The following is a 21970-nucleotide window of genomic DNA, read 5'->3' as shown; positions in this document are numbered from 1 at the left end:
GCGATCGCCGTACTGAGAATATCGTTCGTCCCAAACCTCTGCCCCAATTGCGGGGCATGCATAGAGGGTCTTGCATGCTCTATTTCTTCCAGCAGGTTCTGAACGGGCTGCATTCGGGCGCGCTCTACGCATTGCTTGCCTTCGGCTACGTGCTGACCAACGGCATCCTGCACCGTACCAATCTTGCCTATGGCGCGCTGTTCGCCTTTTGCGGGCATACGATGATCCTCACTGCGGCGTTCGGCTATCAGGCGCTGTGGCTGACGCTGTTTGCATCGGTCGCGCTCGGCGTAGCTGCGGCATTCCTTTATGCGGCGCTGCTCAGCCATGTCCTGTCGCGAAGTATCTTCGAACCGCTGGCCGACCGCTCGCCCAACGCCATCGTGGTGACGACGCTCGGCATATTGCTGGTCTTGTCGGAAGCCAGCCGCATCGCCGCCGATACCCATGACCTATGGTTGCCGCCAATGCTGGCCCAGACCATCGTCTTCGCGCAGAATGCCAGCTTCAAGGCGACGTTGACGCTGATCCAATTGCTCGATTGCGCCGCCGTACTGGCGGCCATGGCGCTGGCTGCCTGGGGCTTCGCATATTCGAGCTTCGGCCGGAGCTGGCGCGCCGTATCCGACGATCCCAAGGCGGCTGCGATGTGCGGCGTCGATGTCCGTGCGGTTTTTCGGCACGCGGTGCTTTTCGGCGGCCTTTGCGCGGCACTGGCCGGCGTGCTCGCCGCCTTCTACTACGGTAACATCAGCTTCGGCACAGGGTTGGTCTACGGGTTGAAAATCCTGTTCGTGACCGCAGTGGGCGGCTATCTCTCGCCTTTGCGGGCGGCACTGGGTGCCGCCGCTTTCGGCATGGCCGAATCGCTATGGGCCGGCTATTTCCCGCTCGAATGGCGGGACGGCTGGATGTACCTGTTCCTCGTCGCCATGCTTGTGCTGATCGGCACCGGCCGCGACCAACAGAAGATCGCCTGAGCCGCACCCGACTTTGCTTGGGTGAAAGCGCCGCATGTCCTTGGACATGCAAAGGACGCGGCAGCATTTTGCCGCCCGTCATCTCACAACTGTGTTTATGCGGGCTGTCCCGTGTTGACCAGCCGGACCACGCACTGCATACCGTTGGTCCACAGCGACGCGACGGACAGGGAACCGCCGCGCTCTGACACAAGGGAGGAATGCATGGCAGGGCTTCTCGCTCTTTCCAGAACCATTGACCGTTTGAACGAATTCATCGGCAAATGGGTTTCGTGGCTGATCCTGCTGGCGATCCTGGTAAGCGCCGCAAACGCCGTCATCCGCAAGGTGTTCGACATGTCCTCGAACGCCTGGCTGGAATTGCAATGGTATCTGTTCGGCGCCGCCTTCATGCTGGCCGCCGCCTACACGCTGAAGCAGAACGACCATATCCGCATCGATATCGTCTACGGCATGTTCTCGCGCCGCGTGCAGCACTGGATCGACCTTTTCGGTCACGTCTTCTTCCTGATGCCGTTCGTGACGTTGATGGTGGTCTATTTCGTTCCCTATGTGTCGCTGTCGTATCGCAGCGGGGAGATGTCGAACAATTCCGGCGGGCTGATCATCTGGCCGGCGAAGGCGATCCTGCTGGTCGGCTTTTTTCTGCTCGCGCTGCAGGGCATTTCCGAAATCATCAAGAAAATCGCCATCATGCGCGGTCAGATGGACGATCCCACTCCGTTCATATCGGCGCATGAGCAGGCCGAACTCGAAGCCAAGGCGCTCGCCGAAGAGGTGCGCTCGTGATCGAGTTCATCGCCCAGAACATGGCGCCGATCATGTTCGCCTCGCTGGTCGTCTTCCTGCTGATCGGCTACCCCGTCGCCTTCTCGCTCGCCGCCAACGGCCTGATGTTCTTCTTCATCGGCGTGCTTCTGTCGCCCTATTCGGGCGGCTCGATCAATCTCGCCTGGCCGTTGCTGCACGCGTTGCCGGATAATTTCTATGGCAGCCGGGTGATGTCGAACGATACGCTGCTGGCGATCCCGTTCTTCACCTTCATGGGCATCGTGCTCGAACGATCCGGCATGGCCGAAGACCTGCTCGACACGATCGGCCAGTTGTTCGGACCGGTCCGTGGTGGCCTCGCCTATGCCGTGATTTTCGTCGGCGCGCTGCTCGCCGCGACGACCGGCGTGGTGGCGGCCTCCGTCATTGCCATGGGTCTGATTTCGCTGCCGATCATGCTGCGCTACGGCTACGACCGGCGGCTGGCATCCGGCGTCATTGCCGCGTCCGGGACGCTCGCCCAGATCATCCCGCCGTCACTGGTGCTGATCGTCCTGGCCGACCAGCTCGGCCGCTCGGTCGGCGATATGTATAAGGGAGCGCTGATCCCCGGACTCATTTTGACCGGCATCTACATGCTCTACATCCTGCTGATGTCGATCTTCCGGCCGAAGTCGATGCCGGCCCTGCCGCTGGAGGCCCGCACGCTCGGCCACGGCGTGCTGTCGCTGCTGGCGGCGCTGCTGGCGGCGGTGGTGGTTTCCTATGCGGCGTATCGCTACCTTGCGCCGAACCATGGCGGCAACGCCGATATCCTCGGCGCCACCATGGGCGTCATCTTCATCTATGTCGTGGCGATCGTCGACCAGCGCCTGAAGATCAACCTGATGTCCAGACTGGCACAGCAGGTGATCATCGTGCTGATCCCGCCGCTGGCGCTGATCTTCCTGGTGCTGGGCACCATCTTCCTTGGCATCGCCACGCCGACGGAAGGCGGCGCCATGGGCGCCGTCGGCGCGCTGGCAATGGCGGCGATGAAGGGGCGGCTGTCGCTCGACGTGGTCAAGCAGGCGCTGGCCTCGACGACCAGGCTGTCGTCCTTCGTTCTGTTCATCCTGATCGGCGCGCGGGTGTTCTCGCTGACCTTCTACGGCGTCAATGGCCACATCTGGGTCGAGCACCTGTTGACGTCGCTGCCGGGCGGTGAAGTCGGTTTCCTGATTGGCGTCAACATCCTCGTCTTCGTGCTCGCCTTCTTCCTCGACTTTTTCGAGCTTGCCTTCATCATCGTGCCGCTTTTGGCGCCAGCGGCTGACAAACTCGGCATCGACCTGATCTGGTTTGGCGTGCTTTTGGGCGTCAACATGCAGACCTCCTTCATGCATCCGCCCTTCGGCTTCGCGCTGTTTTATCTGCGCTCGGTCGCCGCGCGCGTGCCCTATCTCGACCGACTCACCGGCAAGCAGATCGCGCCGGTCACCACAGGGCAGATCTATTGGGGCGCAGTGCCCTTCGTCTGCATCCAGGTGATCATGATCGGCCTGACCATCGCCTTCCCGCAGATGGTGATGCACTACAAAGGCACTGTCGTCGATCCTGGCACCATCAACTACCAGGTGCCGGAAACGCCTGGCATCGGCTTGTCGCCGCTTGGCACGCCGCCGGCCAACGGCGGCACTGCCCCGGCCTCACCTTCCACACCGGATTTGTCGCAGCCGCCGAGCTTCGACGAAAAGCCGCCCGCGAAACCGGCGGCGCCGGCAATCGATCTGTCGCAACCACCGAGTTTCAACTGAGGAGGGCCCGGCAGCCATGAAGGCGGTTCGGTTGGAGCGAGTGGGCAGCCTCGCCGTGTGCGAGGTCGAGAAACCGACCGCCGGGCCGAACGATCTGCTGGTGCGCATCGAGGCGTGCGGCGTCTGCGGCACCGACAGGCATCTTTTCCATGGTGAATTCCCGTGCACGCCGCCGGTGACGCTCGGGCATGAATTCTCCGGCATTGTCGAGGCGGTCGGACCTGCCGTATCCGGCTTTTCCGTCGGCGACCGCGTCACCGGCGATCCCAACATTGCCTGTGGCCGATGCGAGCATTGTCAGGCCGGCCGGGTCAATCTCTGCGGCAATCTACGCGCCATCGGTATCCATCGCGATGGCGGCTTTGCCGAATATCTTGTCCTGCCACAGAAACAGGCCTTCGTCTTGCCAGGCGATCTGAAGCCTACGCATGGTGCTTTCTGCGAGCCGCTCGGCTGCTGCCTGCATGGCGTGGACCTTGCCGCGATCAAACCAGGCTCGTCGGTCGCGGTGCTCGGCGGCGGCGTGATCGGCCTGCTCACCGTTCAACTGGCAAAGCTCGCCGGTGCGACGACCATTATCTTGTCGACCCGTCAGGCCTCGCGGCGGGCTCTTGCCGAGCAATTTGGCGCAACGGCGACGCTCGATCCCAGCGCCTTCGATGTCATCGATGCGATCGTCGGCCGGTCGGGTTTGATGCCGGGCGGCGTCGACGTGGTGTTCGAATGCGCCGGCGTGAAAGACACTGTTGAGCAGGCGATGCGGCTGGCCAAAGCGGGCGGCACCGTCGTCGTCGTCGGCGTGATGCCGCAAGGCATGAAAGTGGCGTTCGAACCGTTCGATCTGCTGTTCCGTGAGTTGAAGGTCCTGGGTTCCTTCCTCAACCCCTTTACCCATCGCCGGGCCGCCAATCTTATCGCCTCGGGGACGATCGAAGTAGATCGGCTGATATCACGACAAGTCAGCCTCGACGAGGCGGTGGCGATCATTGCCAACCCGCCGGCGCCAGGCGAGGTCAAGGTCGTGGTGGTGCCCGGCTGATCGCAAATGAATGCGCTACGGCGCCAGTGTTCCGAAAGGAACACTGGCGCCGCGAAGCAACAGGATCAGAGCTTGGCATTGCGCTGCTGGACCATCATGAAGGTGTCATAGTTGTACTCGGCCACCTGCGCCCAGAGATAATGCTCCTTGCGGAACGCCTTGATCGAATCCCAGATCTTCTTGAACGGCGCATTCGAGGCTTCCATCTCGGCATAGACTTCGTTGGCCTTTTCGAAACAGGCGGCCATGATCTCCTGGCTGAACGGGCTCAACTTGGCACCGCCGGCAACCAGCCGCTTAACCGCCGCCGGATTGAGATAGTCGTATTTCTGCAGCATGTTGGCGTCGGCCGCTTGAGCGGCAGTATGCACCAGCGACTTGTAGGCCGGCGAAAGTTCGTCGTATTTCGCCTTGTTGAACATCAGATGGACGGTCGGTCCACCTTCCCACCAGCCGGGATAGTAGTAATAGGGCGCAACCTTGTAGAAGCCGAGCTTCTCGTCGTCATAAGGGCCGACCCATTCGGCGGCATCGATCGTGCCTTTTTCCAGCGCCGGATAAATGTCGCCACCGGCGATCTGCTGAGGAACCACGCCGAGCCTTTGCACCACTTTGCCGGCAAAACCACCGATACGCATCTTGAGGCCGGAAAGGTCGGCGACCGTTTTGATCTCCTTGCGGAACCAGCCGCCCATCTGCACGCCGGTATTGCCGCCCGGCAGCCCAAACAGACCCTGCGTCGCCAGGAACTCGTTGAACAGATCGATGCCGCCGCCATGATAGTGCCAGGCGTTGATGCCGCGCGCGTTGAGCGAAAACGGAACCGCCGCTCCCAGCGCCCACGTCGGGTCCTTGCCCCAGTAATAGTATGCCACGGTATGGCAGGCCTCGACCGTGCCGGCTGTGGTGGCATCGGCGGCCTGCAGGCCGGGAACGAGTTCGCCGGAGGCGAAGACCTGGACCTGGAAGTTGCCGTCGGTCGCCTCCGACAGCATCTTGGAAAACACTTCGGCGCCGCCATAGATCGTATCGAGCGACTTCGGGAAGGACGACGCCAGTCGCCAGGTCACTTTCGGATTGGACTGGGCGATGGCCGGCGCAGCAAGTGTCGCGGCAGCGGCCGCAGCGCCGAAACCGGTGGTGCCGGCCTTGCGGATGAACGAACGACGATCCATGAAGTTCCTCCCTTTTGGATCCACTGACCGACATTCGGGACACTTCGGCGCCCGGATCGGCTTCGAGCCGACAATACACAGGCAAGGAGTCGAGTCCAGCACGGTAGCCCGGTTTGAGCGGCGCATTTCGGGGAAATTCACGGCGTTGGGCCAGATCTTGCAACTATAGTCTAAGGTCGATTAACTGGCCTACGCGACACGCCGAAACTTGCCATGGAAATGCGCCTTCGGATCGCCTATTTTGCAGGCAGATAATTCGTTGCACCCGATGGGATCCGGACCAAATGCACCAGCCGCTCGTCGCCGTATCGACCGATGTCCGCCAGTTCGACAATTACACCTGGCATGCCGCGCCACAGCAATATCTCGAAGCGGCGCTTTCGGGTGCAGGCGTGTTCCCGCTGCTGGTACCGTCCTTCGGCGACCGGCTCGACTTCGACGAACTGCTTTCCGCCGTCGACGGCGTCATGGTCACCGGCTCCAAATCGAACGTTCATCCCTCGCTCTATGGCGGTGACGCCAGCGAAGCCAATGGTCCTTACGACTCCGCCCGCGACGCGACGACGTTGCCGCTGATCCGCCGGGCGGTGGAGCGCGGGGTGCCATTGCTCGCCATCTGCCGCGGCATCCAGGAGATGAATGTGGCGCTGGGTGGCACGCTGGCCACCGAAATCCAGGAACGCGCCCGTTCGCTCGATCATCGTGCGCCGGCAAGCGACAATCAGGACGAACGCTTCGCCATCCGCCAGAGCGTGGCGATAAAACCCGGCAGCTGCCTGGCCGGGGTCTTCGGCGCCGGCGATATCATGGTCAATTCGGTGCATCGCCAGGCCATCGACCGGCTTGGCCCAAAGCTGCAGGTCGAAGCGGTCGCCGCCGACGGCACTGTCGAGGCGGTTTCGGTGCGCGATGCACGGGCTTTCGCCGTCGGCGTCCAGTGGCATCCCGAATACTGGGTCAAATCGGACAGTATCTCGGTAAAGATATTTCGCGCATTCGGCGATGCGGTGCGCCTGCATCAGGCGGCGAAATCGGGTGCGCGCGCAGCCGCGGAATAGTCCTGCCGCGCTCGCTAGTTGCCGGCCGACGCCAGCGTCAGCAGCGGCAGCGCCGGCGCGTAGGATTCGTAACCATCGCCGTCGGCGACTGAGAACATGACGATCGGATCGGTGCCGTTGGCGCTGAAGGTGACCGTGCCGTCATCCTGCTCTCGCCAGAACTTCGCCTGCTCGACGCCGGGCAACACCCGGCGGCAATTTGCTGCGACCGTCAACAGCGACAGGCCTTGCGAAATCTCGGCGCCCCGGCTGACCGCACAAGACCCCTCGTTGCCATGGACTACCAGCCTGTAGTTGCCGGATGAAGGCGGTGACTCACTGGCCGCACGGCTTTCACCGCTACCGGCGTAAAACAGCTGGGCGCTGCCGAACAGCACAGCGACTGCCATCAATGCAGGAAGCGTCTTCATCCTGGTTCTCCGCGCATTTCAAGCGCGCCGGTTCGAAGAGATCAGGGAGGCGCGCTTCATCTTGCTGTCATGTCCTATCAGGCGGACATACACTGCGAAGGGACCAGAATGATTCCGAAGGGTTAAGCTGAAGTTAATAGATATGGCAGCCCGCTTACGGCCTTGCCTTGACATTTGCCGTCTCCGGCACCGGCGTCAGCGCCTTGCGCTGCGAAAACCACGAGACCAGATTTTCGACGCACAGGTCCGCCATGGCGCGGCGGGTGTGCTGCGAGGCCGAGCCGACATGTGGCAAAAGCGAGGTGTTGGGCGCGGCAAGCAACGCCGTTGGCACATTCGGCTCGTCGGCAAAGACGTCTAGCCCGGCAGCGGCGATGCTGCCGCTGGCAAGTGCGGCGGCAAGGGCTGGTTCGTCGACCGTGCTGCCCCGGCCGATGTTGACAAAGACGCCGTTCGGCCCAAGAGCCGAGAGGATTTCGGCATTGACGGCCTTTTCCGTCGAAGCCCCACCGGGCGCCACCGAGATCAGTGTGTCGACCGCCTCGGCGAGACCTTTCAGCGTCGGGTGATAGTCATAGGACAGGCCTTCGAGTCGGCGCCGGTTGTGATAGGCAATGGGCAGCCCAAAAGCGTCGAGCCGGCGGGCAATGGCGAGGCCGATGCGGCCCATGCCAAAGATACCGACATGGCGCCCGCGCAAGGTCAGCCGGCTCAGCGGATAGTTGCCGTTGCGCAGCCAGCTTCCGTCGCGTAGCCAGGCCTCGGCGCGCGGCAGTTCGCGGATGGTATTGATCAACAGGCCGAGCGCCGTATCGGCGACCTCTTCGGTCAGCACATCCGGTGTGTTGGTGACCATGATGCCGCGCTGTGCGGCGTGGCGGACATCGACCGAATCATAGCCGACGCCGAAATTGGCGATGATCTCGAGCTTTGGCAGCGCGTCCATCAACGCGGAGCTTATGCCGCCAAAGGCGGCGATGCCGCGCACCGTATGACGCATCTCGTCGGTGACCAGCGACGGATCGGCGCGTTCGATCCGGACGCGGCTGAACACCCCGTCGATGCGGCCGACCGCATGATCGTTGAACTGGCCCGGCACCAGAATGGCGACAGCTTGCTGTTTGGTTTTTGTCATGCACGTTCCACCGGTTTGCCGGTCGACTGGCGCACATGCAGTTCCGGCTTGATCAGTTCCTGCGACGGCCGCACCGTCTGTCCGTTGAGTTTGTCGAGCAGCGCGCTGGCGGCGCGGCGGCCAACCTCGCGCTGGCCGTTCCAGACGGTGGTTAGCGCAGGCGTCGCGATCGCCGCCTCCTCGAGGTCGTCATAGCCGGTAACGGAGATGTCGATGCCCGGCACCAGACCAGCGCGCGCGATGCCGTTCATCAGGCCGATGGCGACGAGGTCATTCCAGCAGCAGGCCGCGGTCGGCCTGTCCTTCAGCGCCAGGAACTGCCCGGCAGCCTCGAAGCCGGCCTGCTTGGTGCGCGGGCCGGCGATGCGCCAGGACGGCCTGACCTCAAGCCCTGCCGCCTCCATGGCGTTGACATATCCCTGATAGCGGTCGCGGCCGGTCGAGGTCTGGTCGGTACCGCCGATCATTGCGATGCGCTTGTGGCCAAGCGAGATCAGATGATTGGTAGCAAGCCCGGTGCCATAGGCATCGTCGCCGCGAAACACCGGCACGTCGGCACCTTCGACGGTGCGTGCAATCAGCACTGCCGGGAGACCGTTCTCCTCGGCCATGATTATGTCTTCGGGCGGCGTGCCGATGGCCGGTGACATGATGACGCCGTCGGCGCCGAGTTGCAGAAGCGTGTCGATGAAGGTGCGTTGTTTCTCGAGTTGGTCGTAGTGGTTCGACAGGATGAAGGTTTGCCGGCTGCGGTCGAGTTCGCTCTCGATCGAACGCAATATCTCGGCAAAGAACGGGTTCATGATGTCATGGACGACGACGCCGACAATGCCCGAACGCGAGGTGCGCAGGCTGGCGGCGCGGCGGTTGTAGATATAGCCGATGGCGCGGGCATGTTCCTTGATGCGATCGCGGGTGCCGCCGGCGACCAGCGGGCTGTCGCGCAAGGCCAGCGAGACCGTGGCCGTGGACACGCCGAGCGCATCCGCGATGGTGGAAAGCTTGATCTTCTGTGCCAGCGCCCTGCGCTCCCGAAGCAATTTAAACTGTTTAAAGGCCGGCTCTTATGCCATCGATCCCGCGCAAATCAAAGTTTTTTTGCCAGCGCTTCCGCCTCCGCGTCCAGCGTCGCGCGGTTGCGCAAGCGAAGCCGGTGCTCGCGGTGAACGATGTAGAGGCCGCTGGCGACGATGACTGTGGCACCGACCAGCGTCCAGCGATCGGGAAACTGGTTGAAGACGATCAGGCCGGAGATGATCATCCAGATCATCTGCGAATAGGGATAGGGAGCCAGGGCCGTGGTGGTGGCAAGGCGATAGGCCTGCGGCGCCGAAGACGCCCAGCATCAGCAATATGAACCAGTGCCAGCCATCCTGCGGCAACGAAAGCGAAAACGGCAGTGTCGGCAGCAGCAGCACGGCCGGCGCCAGCGCCGAAAACAGAATGAGGCTTTCCGAGGTTTCCGTCGCCGACATGCGGCGCGTCATGATGACGTAGAAACTGTTCGATAGCATCGAGCCGAGCGCAAAGAGATGGCCGACGCCAAAAACTCCGATGCCCGGCCGGGTGATGATGAGGACGCCGACAAAGCCGCTCATGATCGCCAGCCAGCGCCGCCAGCCTGCCCATTCGCCGAGCAACGGACCGGCAAGCGCAGTGATCACCATTGGGCCGAAGAAGTAGATCGAGGTGGTTTCCGCCAGCTGCAGCGTCCGCAGCGCGAGAATGTTGCATATCGTCGATCCGAACAGGAGCAGACCGCGCGTGAGATGCGCCGGCAGGTTGGCGGGACGAAAGCGCAGCGGCTCGCGCCATCCACGCAGAAAGACGCCGACGATCAGCACATGGACCGCGAAGCGGGCCCAGCCGACGATCAGCGCCGAGACGTCGGCCAGCACAAGGTACTTGCTGCTGGTGTCGAGGAAGGTGAAAAACACATAGACGGAAAGCATGCACAGGATCGCCGCCGGCGATGTCGCGCTTTCGTCATGTCTTGGGGGAGCATTCAATTTCAGGCCGGACGGGAAGCAAGGCGGTCCCTCACCAATGCGGCAATTGTCGCCTGCGGGCAAGCCAAAACAGGCTGGCACAACGACAGCCGCCGACAGGCTCAGTTTGTTTCCCAGCGGCCGACCTAGTGGCCGACGACTCAGGCGTGCATGCGGGCGCCCTTGGTGATCTTGTCGACGAGCTTCTTTTCGGCGCGAAGCGCGATGCCGACCACCTTGGCATCCTCCGGCGCAAATTCGGCAAAGACGGCGCGGTTGGCCAGATCATACCCGGTCGAAAACATTTCCTCGACATAGAGCGAAACCGTCACACCACGCTCCAGCGCCCGCCGCTGGATCGCGCCGAGCGTCTGGCCGTCCGCCGAAAGCACGATGACCGGCTGGATCGACAGCGGGTTGTAGATATTGCCGGCGCGATCACGGTAGGGGTCGCCGATAATGTCGGGAAATTGCGCGACGATGCCGCTGGTCAGAAAGGCGGTGACATTGAGCTTTTGCCAGACGGGAAGATCATCCTTGAGCACGATTGCAAATTTCGTATCGAACATGCGACAGTTTCCAATCCGAAAGGGGGCCAATCCGAGGCTGCGAGAGAAGCGATGCCGCACGGTCTAGACGGGGAAGCCTTTCAGGGTCTTGGACGTTTGTGCGTGGATGCAGCCGAAAACTGCATCGTACCGGCACCCCGTGCTGCCGGCATGGAACGCATCGAGGCCCGGTTCCACGGCAACGCCTTCGATCTCCATCGCCACGACACCTATGCGATCGGGGTGACGCTTTATGGCGTGCAGCGCTTCCGCTATCGCGGCCAAACGCATCAGAGCCTGCCTGGCCAGATCATTATCCTTCATCCCGACGAACTGCACGATGGCGGTGCCGGTACCGAAGACGGCTTGCGATACAGAATGCTCTATTTGGAGCCGTCCCTGATGCTCGATTGTCTCGGCGGCGGATCACTGCCATTCGTCGGGAATGCCGTGGTGACAGACCGCGATCTCCGGGCGACGCTGCTTTCCGCGCTCGGGCCGTTGAATCAGGAACTGGACGAGCTGTTTGTCGTCGATTTCATGACGCAGCTTATGCAAAGCCTGGCCCGGCACGCCGGTCAGCCGACGAAACCGGTAGCGAAAACGGCGTGGCGCGCCGCCAGCCTGGCGCGCGACTATCTGGAGGAAAATGTCGCGCGGATTGTACGTTCAGACGAATTGGAGGCGATAACCGGATTGGACCGTTATGCCCTGTCGCGGCATTTCCGCGCCACCTTCTCCACCAGCCCGCACCGGTTCCTGTTGATGCGCCGGCTTCAACGAGCCCGTCGGATGATCGAAGCCGACGAGCCACTGGCGCAAATCGCCATCGCAGCCGGCTTCAGTGACCAAAGCCATTTCAATCGGCATTTCAAAAAGGCGTTCGGCGTCACACCGGGACGCTGGTCGGCACTGACGCGACGGCCGTCAGCGGCGAACGCGTGACCTTATTCAAGGATCTTGTCCTCGATATCGAGTTCGTCATCGGGGAGCACCATTTCGCCGTTCGAAAGGTTCGCCTCGACACGGGCAAGCAGCTTGAACAGCGCTTTCTGATCCTTCTTGTCGAGACCCTTCAATGCCTGCTTTTCGGTCTTCTTCACCGATTTCTCGATGGCGTGGATGATTTCGCGGCCGGTGTCGGTGAGGAAAATATGCGCCTGGCGGGCATCGGCGGACGAGGCCCGCTTCTCCAGAAAGCCCTGCGCCTGCAGCCGGTTGATGGTCTTGGTGATGGTCGGCGGACGCACGCCGAGGCGGCCGGCAAGGTTGCCGGGCGTCTGCCCGTCCTCGCGGTCGAGCGCCAGCATGATCTGGTCCTGGCCGGCATAGAAACCATGCGCCAGAAGCCGGGCGGCGAGCGCCGTGCGCGCCAGCCGCGCCGCCGAATGCAGCCGGCTCATTGTTGCAGTCTTGTCCGCCTTGGCCATGCTCATCCCTCCTCGGCCGAACCGGTGCGGACAGCATAGAAGCAGGCCGCCGATTGGCAATGACGATCGAAAACATTCCGGCTGGGAAAATAGCTTTGCCGGCAAGCTTCGCGGTGTTCGCCGTGGCTAATGCCAGATGTTTATTTCAGTTAGATGACAAACGACTTTCCGCAATGGCTGGATGGGGACGTGACGAGGCGTTCTCAACCGGCTTTCACCGCGACCACCATCAACGCCTGATAGGCGTCCGCCATTTCCCGCAGCGCTGCCTGCGACAGCGGCCCGGCCTGCCGCGCAATGCCGTCCCGCGCGTTCGATGTATCGCGTTTGCCGGGGCGATCTTTATAGGGCGCGACGGTGGCGAATATCTGCTCGCTGAGGCTGTCGGGGAAGAACATCTGGCCGGTCATCATCGAGCGGTCGTCGGGGAAGATCTTGAAATGGATGTGGGTGGTGCGGCCGCGATACCAGCCGGGATAGATGGTGGCGAAAGAAGCGATGCCGCTTTCATCGGTTCTCTGCCAGCCGCGGAGAAAGCTCTGGCCGGACGTGTCGATATCCTGCCCGTCGCCCTGTCCGGGATAGCCGGAATAGGTGCCCTGGGCATCGCAATGCCAGATATCGACGCGTGCGCCGGAAAGCGGCCGGCAGGCGGCGTCGACGATTTGCAGCCGCACATTGAGGGCGATGCCCTTCTTGCCCTCGGTGATATCGGCGCGTTCGAGCTTCGGGTCGAAATAGAACGGCCCTTCGGTGACCTCGGGCGTGATGGCGCAGACGCCGGCACCGGCTTCGAACAAAGCAAGCCCGGCATAGCGCGAAACCTGCCCGGCCCTTGCACCGGCAGGCAGGAATATGCCGCCAGCGGTAACCGCAACGAGACCGAGCGCCTGCCGACGGCTTAGTGGCAAGGACTTGTCGGACATCTGGCGCCTCTTCAACGCGAACAGCTCCGTAAATGACCCCGCCTATCTAGGGCCCGCTGTCAGGCGGCGCCAATGAAAGTTCGGTAATGTGAGGAAAGTTCGGCAATACCAGCCCTCTTTGGCCCACCGGTTTGCCTCGTGCAAAAGCCGAGCACACATCCTATATGGAGCCGACAATCCCTATTCGAGGCACAATATGAGCGACGCACAGACGCAGATCCCCGTAACCGTCCTCACCGGCTATCTCGGCGCCGGCAAGACGACACTGCTCAACCGCATCCTTTCGGAAAACCATGGCAAGCGCTACGCCGTCATCGTCAATGAATTCGGCGAGATCGGCATCGACAACGAGCTGATCGTGGAATCCGACGAGGAAATCTACGAGATGAACAATGGCTGCGTCTGCTGCACCGTGCGCGGCGACCTGATCCGCGTCGTCGAAGGCCTGATGCGCAGGCCTGGCCGCTTCGACGCCATCCTCGTCGAGACCACAGGCCTCGCCGATCCCGTGCCGGTGGCGCAGACCTTCTTCATGGACGACGACGTGCGTTCCAAGACCAGGCTCGATGCGGTGGTGGCGCTGGTCGACGCCAAGCACCTGCCGCTGCGTCTGAAGGATTCCCGAGAGGCCGAGGACCAGATCGCCTTTGCCGATGTCGTCGTACTCAACAAGACCGATCTGGTCACCCCCAAAGAGCTGAGCAAGGTGGAGGCGACGATCCGCGCCATCAACCCGGCGGCACGAATCCATCGCACCACACGCGCCAGCGTGGCGCTGTCCGAGGTGCTCGATCGCGGTGCGTTCGACCTGTCCCGGGCGCTGGAGAACGATCCGCATTTCCTCGAGGCGCATGACGATCACGACCATCATGATCATGATCATGACCACCATCACCATGATCACGACGGCCATGATCACCACGATCATGACGGGCATCATCATGCGCACCCTTCCGACATCCATGACGTGACTGTGCAGTCGGTGTCGCTGCGCGGCGGCGAGATGGACCCGAAAAAGTTCTTCCCGTGGATCGAGAAGGTCACCCAGATGGAAGGCCCGAACATCCTGCGGCTGAAAGGGATCATTGCGCTGAAAGGCGATGACGAGCGCTATGTCATCCAAGGTGTGCACATGATCATCGAGGGCGACCACCAGCGCGCCTGGAAGGACGACGAGAAGCACGAGAGCCGGCTGGTGTTCATCGGCCGCGAACTCGACGCCGAGCGACTGAAGACAAGCTTCGAGGCCTGCCAGGCCGCTTGATTTCCGGACTTTATAGCGCTAGCGCTGCCCCTTCTCTCCTTCTCCCCTTGTGGGAGAAGGTGGCCGAGCGAAAGCTCGGTCGGATGAGGGGTGTTCCAGCTTGGCAAGGACGGCACTCCGTCCAGCACCCCTCATCCGTCTTGGCGCTGCGCGCCAATCCACCTTCTCCCACAAGGGGAGAAGGCGGAGCCTCGCCGACAGTCCGGCGGGTTAGATGACAAGCAGAAATCTCGAACGGAATGATCTCTCATGCCGACAGTCGCCCCGCTCGATCTCGAAGGCCACTGCCTCGCCGCCGTGTTTCTCGGCGACGTGCCGCATTTTGCGCTGGCTGACGGCACAATCCATCGGCTCGACCATGGCCACAAGACGGTGCAGGCCAATGACGGAATGCTCGCCGCCTTCCATGATGCGGCAAACGACCGACTGATCACCGGTGGTGAGGACGGCAGGATCTTTGCCGTGACCCCAGGCGGCAATACAACGGAATTGGCGACCGCAGGCAAAAAATGGATAACCAGCGTCGCCGCCGGGCCGCAAGGCGCTGTTGCCTATGCTTCGGGCAAGATTGCCTATGTGCGGTTTGCCGACGGCAAGACCAGGGAATTCTCGCATCCGCGCTCGGTCGAGGGGCTGGCCTTCTCGCCCAAGGGCATGCGCTTCGGCGTTGCCCGCTACAATGGCGCGACGCTGCACTTCCCGGCTGCCGACGGCAAGCCGGTCGAGCTCGAATGGGCCGGCGCCCACACCGGCATCACCTTCTCGCCGGACGGCGGCTTCGTCGTCACCACCATGCAGGAAAACGCGCTGCATGGCTGGAAGCTCGCCGACGGCAAGCACATGCGCATGTCCGGCTACCCCGGCAAGGTGAAAAGCCTGTCGTGGAGCGCCAAGGGCAAATGGCTGGCGAGTTCCGGCGCGCCGGCGGCGATCGTCTGGCCGTTTTCCGGCAAAGACGGGCCGATGGGCAAGGCGCCGCTGGAACTCGGCACGCGCGGCAGCTCCATGGTGACCACGGTCGCCTGCCACCCGAGCCAGGACGTCGTTGCTATCGGCTATGATGACGGGATGGTGATGGCGGTGCGCTTCGCCGACGCCAAGGAAGTGCTGTTGCGCCGGCCGGGCAAGGGCGCCGTCACTTCGATGATGTGGGACAAGGAAGAGCGCCGCGTCGCCTTTGGCAGCGCTGCGGGCGACTGCGGCGTCATCGATATTTCGGCGTAGCCTGTTATTTACTCGGCTCCGCAAGATACTTTGCCGGTCAATTCAGCCTGCTTGCCGTCCTTTTCGGCATCGGCCGTTACATCATAGATTGAGAGCAAATAGCGACCGTCATAGACGCCTTCCTCGCTGGCCTTGGTCAGGATCGCCAGTTCGACATAGCCGTAGGCGTTTTCGACCTGCCGTTCGTGGTAGACGAGCAGCCGCAATTCCTTGTTGTCGAGCCAATATTGCGTGAGGTTCTGATCCTCGAACACCGTCTTGCGCAGACTGTCGCCAGCCGGCCTGCCCAGAATCTCGAGCTCGCCGCTAAAATTGAAGGTCGGCCCGCCCATGCCTCTGGTGACCCCGGCACCGACCTGAAATTTGACGGCTGCATCCTCGGCGGAACACCAGATGCCGCCGGACGCCAGAGCCGCACCAACCGACGACAGCAGCGTTGCTGCGCAGACGATCGCCCGCAACATCTTATCCCCTCCAGCCGAAATACCATTGGCGCCCGAAGGCGGCTCGCGGTCAAGCGCCTGTTTTCATTCAAACGACCGCTGACCCAACACAGGGCAGCCGCCCGGCCAATTGCGGTGGCGGATGCCGATTGTCTAAAGTGCGACTGAGAGGGCCGCCATGAACGTCATGAACCATTCAAAGACTTCCATCGGCGGCATCGGCCCGGCCCGGATCGCCGAGTTGCGCGCGACCGAAGCAGAAGTCTTCCGCCGGGCGCGGCCAAAATCGATGGCGAAAATCGGCAATGGCCTGCCCGGCTTCTTCGGCGGCGTGCCGATGCATTGGATGAACGACTGGCCGACGCCGTTCCCGATCCTCGTCGATAGGGCCAGGGGCGCCATCATCAGAGATATCGACGGCAACCGGCTCGACGATTTCTGCCTTGGCGACACCGGTTCGATGTTCGGCCATTCGCCGCCGCCGGTCGCACGCGCCATCCGCAGGCAGGCCGGACGCGGCCTGACCTACATGCTGCCTGCCGAGAACGCGCTCGCCATCGGGCCGTTGCTGCAGCAGCGCTTCGGTTTGCTGTCGTGGCAGATCGCGACGACGGCGACCGATGCCAACCGCTTCGCGCTGCGGGTTGCCCGCGCCGTTACCGGCCGGGAGAAGATACTGGTCTTCAACGGCTGCTATCATGGCTCGGTCGACGAGACGATGGTGCGGCTGGTCGCCGGGAAAGCGGTGAATCGACCGGGACTGGCCGGCGAGTTCCGCGACCTGACGCGGGCGACTGATGTCGTCGAGTTCAACGATCTGCCGGCGCTCGACGCGGCACTCCGGGGCAACGATGTCGCCTGCGTCATCGCCGAGCCGGTGCTGACCAATTCCTGCATGGTGCTGCCCGAAGCCGGCTTTCATGATGGTTTGCGGCGTCTCACCCGTGCGACCGGCACGCTGCTTCTAATCGACGAGACGCATACAATCTCGACCGGTCCCGGCGGCTATTCAAGCAAATACGGGCTGGAGCCGGACCTGTTCGTGCTGGGCAAGCCGATTGCCGGCGGCGTACCGGCGAGCGTCTGGGGCATGAGCGAAGACGTTGCGGCCCGCTATGCCGCTTATATCAGCCGGAAAGAGCCCGGCTACTCCGGCATGGGGACAACGCTGTCGGCCAATCCGCTGCAATTCGCAGCGATGCGCGCCACGCTCGAATACGTCATGACCGACGAGAACTACAGCCATATGGACCATCTGGCGCGGCGGCTCGACGCCGGGCTGACCGCCGTCATCGATCGCTATCGTCTGCCCTGGCATGTTGCTCGCGTCGGTGCCCGTGTCGAGTTCATCTGCGCGCCGGGCCCGCTGAGGAACGGCGGCGAAGCGGAAGCTGCGCACGTGCCGGAGCTCGAGGCGGCAATCCATGTCGCGCTGGTCAATCGCGGCGTGCTGATCGCACCCTTCCACAACATGATGCTGATCTCTCCTGCGACCAGCGCCGCCCAGGTGAACCGGCTGATCACTGCCTTCGGCGCGGTTGCGGCAAAGCTTACGGCGTGAGACAAGCTTGCGGCATGAAACAAGCGCCCAAGCAAAGTTTGAACCTGGTCACGGCATCCCCTTCGGGCTCGACGCCCGCCGAGGCGCAGGCCTTTCTCGACGCTCATCCCGAGATCGAAGCGTTCGACATCGTGCTGACCGACGCCAATGGCGTCGGGCGCGGCAAGATCGTGCGCCGGCATGAATTGATGAGCATCTTCGAGGGGGGCCGGCACATGCCGATCTCGATCCTCGGCCTCGACATCACCGGCGAGGATGTTCACGAGACCGGGCTGATCTGGACGACGGGCGACGGCGACCTGCGGGCGTGGCCGATCCCCGGCACACTGGTGCCGCTGTTCGGCACCCAGCCGCCGCGCGGCCAGGTGCTGATGGCGATGTACCATCTCGATGGCCAGCCGATGTCGTCCGACCCGCGGCTGGCACTCGCCCGCCAGGTAGACATCCTCGCGGCCAAGGGCCTGCATCCGGCCGGCGCCTTCGAGCTCGAATTCTTCCTGCTCGCCAACGAGCGCGACGCCGAAGGCAAGGTGCAGCCGGCGCACGCGGTGCTTGACGGACGCCGCTCGGCCAAGACGGAGGTCTATTCCGTCGACCATCTGCACGGCATGGAGCCGCTGTTTTCCGACATCTACGCCGCAGCCAAGGTGCAAGGCATCCCGGCCGAGACGGTCATCTCGGAATATGCGCCCGGCCAGTACGAGCTGACGCTCAACTACCGCAAGGATGTGATGCGGGCGGCCGACGATCTCGTGATGCTCAAGCGACTGGTGCGGGCGCAGGCGCGCCGTCATGGTGTCACCGCTTGCTTCATGGCCAAGCCGATCGAGAAATATGCCGGCTCGGGCATGCATTTTCATGTCTCGCTGCTGGACGATGCCGGCAAGAATGTCTTTGCCGAAACCGGCGGCGAAAGCTGGTCGCTGCCGCTGCTGCGCGGCCTCGGCGGACTGATCCAGACGATGGCGGAATCGATGCTGGTCTTCGCGCCGCATGCCAATTCATGGCGGCGCTTCGTCTCGCAATCCTATGCGCCGGTGGCGCCGACCTGGGGCGTCAACAACCGTTCGGTGGCACTGCGTGTGCCGGCCGGCGATGCCAAGAACCGCCGCATCGAGCACCGGCCATCGGGCGTCGACGCGAATCCTTACCTAGTGGCGGCAACGGTGCTGGCCGGTGTCGTCAAGGGCCTCGACGAAGGCCTCGATCCCGGTCCCGAAACCACCGGCAATGGCTACGAATCGGCCGTCACGCGCACGACGATGCCGGTCGACTGGCGTGCCGCGATCGAGGCGGCAAGGGCGTCGACCTTCCTCAAGGGCGCATTGGGCGAAGACCTGCACCGGACGTTCGTGGCGATCAAGCAGTCGGAATATCTGCGCGTGGCGCGCACGGTCAGCGAACTGGATTATCACCTCTATCTGCACGAGGTGTAGGGCATCGCATCGTCGGCCATCCGCCGGTGAAGGCCCATGCGGAATAATTTCAACGGAACCTTCGGCGGGCTTTGCTCATTGCGTGTCTGATTGCAGGAGCGAGCAAGGCCGCCTTAGTCATGATCGCCAGGATGCAGACAACCCCGACGCCGCACCATGCCAAAGTGCAGGCAAGACGCTTGCCTGCAAGCAAGTCTCCGGAAACGACAGAAATCGACGCCAGGACGATTCCTGAACTGCGCGAAACGGCCAAGATCTGCCGCCGCTGTCCGCTATGGCACGACGCCACGCAGACCGTGTTCGGTGAAGGCCCTGATAAAGCCAAGGTGATCTTCGTCGGCGAACAGCCGGGCGACCAGGAGGATCTGGCGGGCAAGCCTTTCGTCGGCCCGGCCGGCAAGGTGTTCGACGCGATCCTGGACGATGCCGGCGTCGATCGGCTGAAAGTCTACATCACCAACGCGGTCAAGCATTTCAAGTTCGAGCCGCGCGGCAAGCGGCGCATCCACTCGAAGCCCAACGCCGGCGAGGTGCAGGCTTGCCGCTGGTGGCTCGACAAGGAAATCGATCTGATCAAGCCCAATCTGGCGGTGGCGCTCGGCGCAACGGCGGCGCAGGCGCTGCTTGGCAAGGTGGTGCCGATCATGAAGATGCGCGGGGCCGTCGTGGAGCGCGACGATGGCTTGCGTGTCTTCGTCACCATCCACCCGTCCTTCATCCTGCGCATTCGCGAGCCGGCGGACAAGCAGGCAGAACGCGACCGGTTCCTGCAGGATATGAGAGCGGTGAAAAAGCTGATGGCCGCCTGAGCTATTTGATCAATATCGCCCGGAGATCGTTGACGTTTGTGCCGGTCGGACCGGGTACGAAAAGGTCATCTATGGCATTGAATGCCGTCCAGGCGTTGTTGCCGGCAAGCATGGCCTTGGCATCGACGCCCGCCTTATGCATCCGCGACACTGTCGAGCCGTCGGCGAAGGCGCCGGCATTGTCTTCCGAACCGTCAATGCCGTCGGTGTCGGCGGCCAGTGCGTGGACGCCCGCCATGCCGCTGATCCCAATGGCGAAGGCGAGCAGGAATTCCGAGTTGCGGCCGCCTTTGCCTTTCGCGCGCAAGGTCACGGTCGTCTCGCCGCCCGACAGGATCAGCACCGGTTTTGCGAATGGCCGGTTGCGCGTCGCCACTTCGCGCGCGATTGCAGCGTGGACACCGCCGACCTCACGCGCCTCGCCCTCGATGGAATCGGAGAGAATGACCGCTTCGATACCTTGGTACCTGGCTTCGGCCGCAGCCGCTTCCAGCGATACGCCGGCCGAGGCGATCAGATGTACCTCGTTGCGCGAAAAACGCGGATCATCGACGCGCGGTGCATCGGCGGCCGGCGAATTGATGTGCGCCATCACTGAAGCCGGTAGTTTCATGTCATAGGCGGCGATCGACGCTAATGCATCTTCGCGGCTGCCGGAATCGGGAACGGTCGGGCCGGAAGCGACCAGCGCCGGGTTATCGCCCGGAATGTCGGAGACCACCAGCGACACCACCTTGGCTGGATAGGCAGCGGCCGCCAGCCTGCCACCCTTGATCGCGGAAACATGTTTGCGGATGGTGTTCATCGCGGCGATCGGCGCGCCGGAGGCGAGCAGCGCCTCGTTGACGGCGATCTCATCGGCCAGCGTCAGACCTTCGGCAGGTGACGGCAGCAGCGCCGAGCCGCCGCCCGAAATGAGCGCCACGACGAGGTCGTCCGCAGTCAGTCCCTGGACCTTTTCGAGCAGCCGTCGCGAGGCCTCCAGCCCCGCGGCATCCGGCACCGGATGCGCCGCCTCGATGATCTCGATGCGCCGGCAGGCCGCGCCATAGCCGTAGCGGGTGACGACCAAACCTTCGATCGGCCGGTCCCACACTTTCTCGAAAGCCGCCGCCATCTGCGCCGAGCCTTTTCCTGCACCGATGACGATCGTCCGTCCCTTCGGCCTTGCGGGCAAATGATCCTTGATCGTCCTCTGGGGATCGGCGGCGGCAACGGCGGCGTTGAAGATCGAAATGAGAAAGGACTTGGGATCGAGCGCGGTCATACTGAGCTACCACGGACGCTGTGCGAGCTTCTGCGGCGTTTGCGCTGCCCCTCACCCTTACCCTCTCCCCGTATAGAGACGGGGAGAGGGGATCGCCAGCGTTGGAGCGTTGCCCTTCTCCCCGTCACTACGCGGGGAGAAGGTGCCGGCAGGCGGATGAGGGGCAGCGCCAACGTCACGATGTTGCTTCCGGCGGCAGGACCAACTCCTGGCTATCGACGCCCAAGTAGCTACACAGCGTATCGACGACCACTCCGTGGTCCTCGCGCTCCGGTAGACCGGAGACGGCGATCACGCCGATAACGCCAGCGCCCTTGACAGTGATGGGAAAGCCGCCACCGGCCAGCACATAGTCGGCAACGTCCAGCCCCTCGCCGGGCTTGAAGCTGCGGTCGGGGCGCTGCTGCTCCAGCACAATGCGGTAGGTGCTTTTCAGGAACCGCCGCACGACGTTGATCTTGCGCCGCGCCCAGTCCGGATTGGAGGCGTTCGAGCCGGGCATTGCCGCATAGAACAGCGGCCGGTCGAAAGTTCTGATATCGACGATGATCGGCAGGTTTTCCTTGAGAGCCCGGTCGCGGATCGCCGAGCCGATCTCGAAAGCGACGGCTTCATCGAAGGCCGAAAAGACAAGCGTGGCTTCCTGTTTCTTGATCAGAGCGATGTCGTCCGCAACGGCCATGTCGTTCCCCTGTCGATCTCGCCTGTTG

The 21970-nt window shown here is 62.9% G+C and carries 21 protein-coding genes and 1 pseudogene; 11 read left to right on the top strand and 11 right to left on the bottom strand.

Features of this window, described 5'->3' with window-relative positions:
* Positions 1–74: 74 nt before the first annotated feature.
* From NKJ20_RS18180 to NKJ20_RS18165, 4 genes are all read left to right on the top strand, one after another.
* Positions 75–980, top strand: a complete 906-nt coding sequence (locus NKJ20_RS18180) for a branched-chain amino acid ABC transporter permease (RefSeq protein WP_352745837.1) — start codon at positions 75–77, stop codon at positions 978–980.
* A 204-nt stretch (positions 981–1184) separates the two neighbouring features.
* On the top strand, positions 1185–1769 hold the full coding sequence (locus NKJ20_RS18175) for a TRAP transporter small permease subunit (RefSeq protein ID WP_352452211.1): 585 nt from the start codon (positions 1185–1187) through the stop codon (positions 1767–1769).
* Positions 1769–3547 (top strand): TRAP transporter large permease, encoded by a 1779-nt coding sequence (locus tag NKJ20_RS18170; protein ID WP_352454837.1) that lies wholly within the window; start codon positions 1769–1771, stop codon positions 3545–3547. Before NKJ20_RS18175 ends, NKJ20_RS18170 begins: the two co-directional genes overlap by 1 nt.
* Positions 3548–3563: 16 nt before the next feature.
* Positions 3564–4586, top strand: a complete 1023-nt coding sequence (locus NKJ20_RS18165; RefSeq protein WP_352452212.1) for a zinc-dependent alcohol dehydrogenase family protein — start codon at positions 3564–3566, stop codon at positions 4584–4586.
* 65 nt (positions 4587–4651) lie between these two features.
* Here NKJ20_RS18165 and NKJ20_RS18160 read toward each other — a convergent pair whose 3' ends face one another.
* Positions 4652–5761 (bottom strand): TRAP transporter substrate-binding protein, encoded by a 1110-nt coding sequence (locus tag NKJ20_RS18160; protein WP_352540376.1) that lies wholly within the window; start codon positions 5759–5761, stop codon positions 4652–4654.
* Between the two features lie 284 nt (positions 5762–6045).
* On the opposite strand from NKJ20_RS18160, the gene NKJ20_RS18155 reads away from it, so the two are divergent.
* Positions 6046–6819: a gamma-glutamyl-gamma-aminobutyrate hydrolase family protein gene (locus NKJ20_RS18155; RefSeq protein WP_352745834.1), complete on the top strand. Its 774-nt coding sequence runs from the start codon at positions 6046–6048 to the stop codon at positions 6817–6819.
* A 14-nt stretch (positions 6820–6833) separates the two neighbouring features.
* Here NKJ20_RS18155 and NKJ20_RS18150 read toward each other — a convergent pair whose 3' ends face one another.
* From NKJ20_RS18150 to NKJ20_RS18130, 5 genes and pseudogenes are all read right to left on the bottom strand, one after another.
* The gene (locus NKJ20_RS18150; RefSeq protein ID WP_352745832.1) at positions 6834–7229 is read right to left on the bottom strand and encodes a hypothetical protein; all 396 of its coding nucleotides are present in this window, start codon (positions 7227–7229) and stop codon (positions 6834–6836) included.
* A gap of 154 nt (positions 7230–7383) precedes the next feature.
* Positions 7384–8364 carry a 2-hydroxyacid dehydrogenase gene (locus NKJ20_RS18145; RefSeq protein WP_352745829.1) on the bottom strand — a complete coding sequence of 327 codons (981 nt, stop codon included), beginning with the start codon at positions 8362–8364 and terminating at the stop codon, positions 7384–7386.
* The gene (locus NKJ20_RS18140) at positions 8361–9383 is read right to left on the bottom strand and encodes a LacI family DNA-binding transcriptional regulator (protein ID WP_023676245.1); all 1023 of its coding nucleotides are present in this window, start codon (positions 9381–9383) and stop codon (positions 8361–8363) included. The genes NKJ20_RS18145 and NKJ20_RS18140 overlap by 4 nt, the downstream gene beginning before the upstream one ends.
* Before the next feature lie 68 nt (positions 9384–9451).
* Positions 9452–10316 (bottom strand): annotated as a pseudogene (locus NKJ20_RS18135) (DMT family transporter).
* Between the two features lie 197 nt (positions 10317–10513).
* The gene (locus NKJ20_RS18130) at positions 10514–10921 is read right to left on the bottom strand and encodes a DUF2000 family protein (RefSeq protein ID WP_254816031.1); all 408 of its coding nucleotides are present in this window, start codon (positions 10919–10921) and stop codon (positions 10514–10516) included.
* Between the two features lie 51 nt (positions 10922–10972).
* Between NKJ20_RS18130 and NKJ20_RS18125 the strand changes: the two genes are divergently transcribed.
* Positions 10973–11845: an AraC family transcriptional regulator gene (locus NKJ20_RS18125; RefSeq protein ID WP_352745879.1), complete on the top strand. Its 873-nt coding sequence runs from the start codon at positions 10973–10975 to the stop codon at positions 11843–11845.
* Between the two features lie 2 nt (positions 11846–11847).
* Here the strand turns inward: NKJ20_RS18125 and NKJ20_RS18120 are convergent, their stop codons facing one another.
* Together NKJ20_RS18120 and NKJ20_RS18115 are read right to left on the bottom strand one after the other, a co-directional pair.
* Positions 11848–12330, bottom strand: coding sequence for a MarR family winged helix-turn-helix transcriptional regulator (locus NKJ20_RS18120; RefSeq protein WP_352454736.1), 483 nt, complete (start codon positions 12328–12330; stop codon positions 11848–11850).
* Between the two features lie 203 nt (positions 12331–12533).
* On the bottom strand, positions 12534–13256 hold the full coding sequence (locus tag NKJ20_RS18115) for an intradiol ring-cleavage dioxygenase (RefSeq protein ID WP_352745826.1): 723 nt from the start codon (positions 13254–13256) through the stop codon (positions 12534–12536).
* A gap of 196 nt (positions 13257–13452) precedes the next feature.
* On the opposite strand from NKJ20_RS18115, the gene NKJ20_RS18110 reads away from it, so the two are divergent.
* Entirely contained in the window at positions 13453–14520 is a 1068-nt protein-coding gene (locus tag NKJ20_RS18110) for a CobW family GTP-binding protein (protein ID WP_352745823.1), read from the top strand.
* A 249-nt stretch (positions 14521–14769) separates the two neighbouring features.
* On the top strand, positions 14770–15744 hold the full coding sequence (locus tag NKJ20_RS18105; protein ID WP_352745820.1) for a WD40 repeat domain-containing protein: 975 nt from the start codon (positions 14770–14772) through the stop codon (positions 15742–15744).
* A gap of 8 nt (positions 15745–15752) precedes the next feature.
* Here the strand turns inward: NKJ20_RS18105 and NKJ20_RS18100 are convergent, their stop codons facing one another.
* Positions 15753–16208, bottom strand: coding sequence for a hypothetical protein (locus tag NKJ20_RS18100; RefSeq protein WP_352681511.1), 456 nt, complete (start codon positions 16206–16208; stop codon positions 15753–15755).
* Positions 16209–16365: 157 nt separating this feature from the next.
* Between NKJ20_RS18100 and NKJ20_RS18095 the strand changes: the two genes are divergently transcribed.
* From NKJ20_RS18095 to NKJ20_RS18085, 3 genes are all read left to right on the top strand, one after another.
* Complete coding sequence (locus NKJ20_RS18095; RefSeq protein ID WP_352452223.1) at positions 16366–17748, top strand: aspartate aminotransferase family protein; 1383 nt, start codon at positions 16366–16368, stop codon at positions 17746–17748.
* Positions 17749–17762: 14 nt separating this feature from the next.
* Positions 17763–19184, top strand: a complete 1422-nt coding sequence (locus NKJ20_RS18090; protein WP_352590966.1) for a glutamine synthetase family protein — start codon at positions 17763–17765, stop codon at positions 19182–19184.
* 86 nt (positions 19185–19270) lie between these two features.
* Positions 19271–19993, top strand: a complete 723-nt coding sequence (locus tag NKJ20_RS18085) for a UdgX family uracil-DNA binding protein (RefSeq protein ID WP_352745876.1) — start codon at positions 19271–19273, stop codon at positions 19991–19993.
* A 1-nt stretch (position 19994) separates the two neighbouring features.
* On the opposite strand, the gene NKJ20_RS18080 is transcribed toward NKJ20_RS18085, so the two are convergent.
* Positions 19995–21260: a glycerate kinase type-2 family protein gene (locus tag NKJ20_RS18080; protein WP_352745816.1), complete on the bottom strand. Its 1266-nt coding sequence runs from the start codon at positions 21258–21260 to the stop codon at positions 19995–19997.
* A gap of 175 nt (positions 21261–21435) precedes the next feature.
* Positions 21436–21942: a heme-degrading domain-containing protein gene (locus tag NKJ20_RS18075; RefSeq protein ID WP_352697149.1), complete on the bottom strand. Its 507-nt coding sequence runs from the start codon at positions 21940–21942 to the stop codon at positions 21436–21438.
* Between the last annotated feature and the right edge of the window lie 28 nt (positions 21943–21970).

Origin of the sequence: Mesorhizobium sp. M0185 (assembly GCF_040322175.1) — a bacterium.
Taxonomy (GTDB): Bacteria; Pseudomonadota; Alphaproteobacteria; order Rhizobiales; family Rhizobiaceae; genus Mesorhizobium.
Note: the sequence above shows the minus strand (reverse complement) of the source record. Positions and strands in the feature narration are given on the sequence as shown.

What these genes read in the sequence shown, in the direction of transcription:
- NKJ20_RS18160 (WP_352540376.1), bottom strand. Translation starts at nt 5,761, where the DNA reads ATGGATCGTCGTTCGTTCATCCGCAAGGCCGGCACCACCGGTTTCGGC.
- NKJ20_RS18080 (WP_352745816.1), bottom strand. Translation starts at nt 21,260, where the DNA reads ATGACCGCGCTCGATCCCAAGTCCTTTCTCATTTCGATCTTCAACGCC.
- NKJ20_RS18120 (WP_352454736.1), bottom strand. Translation starts at nt 12,330, where the DNA reads ATGGCCAAGGCGGACAAGACTGCAACAATGAGCCGGCTGCATTCGGCG.
- NKJ20_RS18180 (WP_352745837.1), top strand. Translation starts at nt 75, where the DNA reads ATGCTCTATTTCTTCCAGCAGGTTCTGAACGGGCTGCATTCGGGCGCG.
- NKJ20_RS18125 (WP_352745879.1), top strand. Translation starts at nt 10,973, where the DNA reads ATGCCGCACGGTCTAGACGGGGAAGCCTTTCAGGGTCTTGGACGTTTG.
- NKJ20_RS18150 (WP_352745832.1), bottom strand. Translation starts at nt 7,229, where the DNA reads ATGAAGACGCTTCCTGCATTGATGGCAGTCGCTGTGCTGTTCGGCAGC.
- NKJ20_RS18095 (WP_352452223.1), top strand. Translation starts at nt 16,366, where the DNA reads ATGAACGTCATGAACCATTCAAAGACTTCCATCGGCGGCATCGGCCCG.
- NKJ20_RS18155 (WP_352745834.1), top strand. Translation starts at nt 6,046, where the DNA reads ATGCACCAGCCGCTCGTCGCCGTATCGACCGATGTCCGCCAGTTCGAC.
- NKJ20_RS18075 (WP_352697149.1), bottom strand. Translation starts at nt 21,942, where the DNA reads ATGGCCGTTGCGGACGACATCGCTCTGATCAAGAAACAGGAAGCCACG.
- NKJ20_RS18175 (WP_352452211.1), top strand. Translation starts at nt 1,185, where the DNA reads ATGGCAGGGCTTCTCGCTCTTTCCAGAACCATTGACCGTTTGAACGAA.
- NKJ20_RS18115 (WP_352745826.1), bottom strand. Translation starts at nt 13,256, where the DNA reads ATGTCCGACAAGTCCTTGCCACTAAGCCGTCGGCAGGCGCTCGGTCTC.
- NKJ20_RS18110 (WP_352745823.1), top strand. Translation starts at nt 13,453, where the DNA reads ATGAGCGACGCACAGACGCAGATCCCCGTAACCGTCCTCACCGGCTAT.
- NKJ20_RS18100 (WP_352681511.1), bottom strand. Translation starts at nt 16,208, where the DNA reads ATGTTGCGGGCGATCGTCTGCGCAGCAACGCTGCTGTCGTCGGTTGGT.
- NKJ20_RS18145 (WP_352745829.1), bottom strand. Translation starts at nt 8,364, where the DNA reads ATGACAAAAACCAAACAGCAAGCTGTCGCCATTCTGGTGCCGGGCCAG.
- NKJ20_RS18105 (WP_352745820.1), top strand. Translation starts at nt 14,770, where the DNA reads ATGCCGACAGTCGCCCCGCTCGATCTCGAAGGCCACTGCCTCGCCGCC.
- NKJ20_RS18130 (WP_254816031.1), bottom strand. Translation starts at nt 10,921, where the DNA reads ATGTTCGATACGAAATTTGCAATCGTGCTCAAGGATGATCTTCCCGTC.
- NKJ20_RS18090 (WP_352590966.1), top strand. Translation starts at nt 17,763, where the DNA reads ATGAAACAAGCGCCCAAGCAAAGTTTGAACCTGGTCACGGCATCCCCT.
- NKJ20_RS18165 (WP_352452212.1), top strand. Translation starts at nt 3,564, where the DNA reads ATGAAGGCGGTTCGGTTGGAGCGAGTGGGCAGCCTCGCCGTGTGCGAG.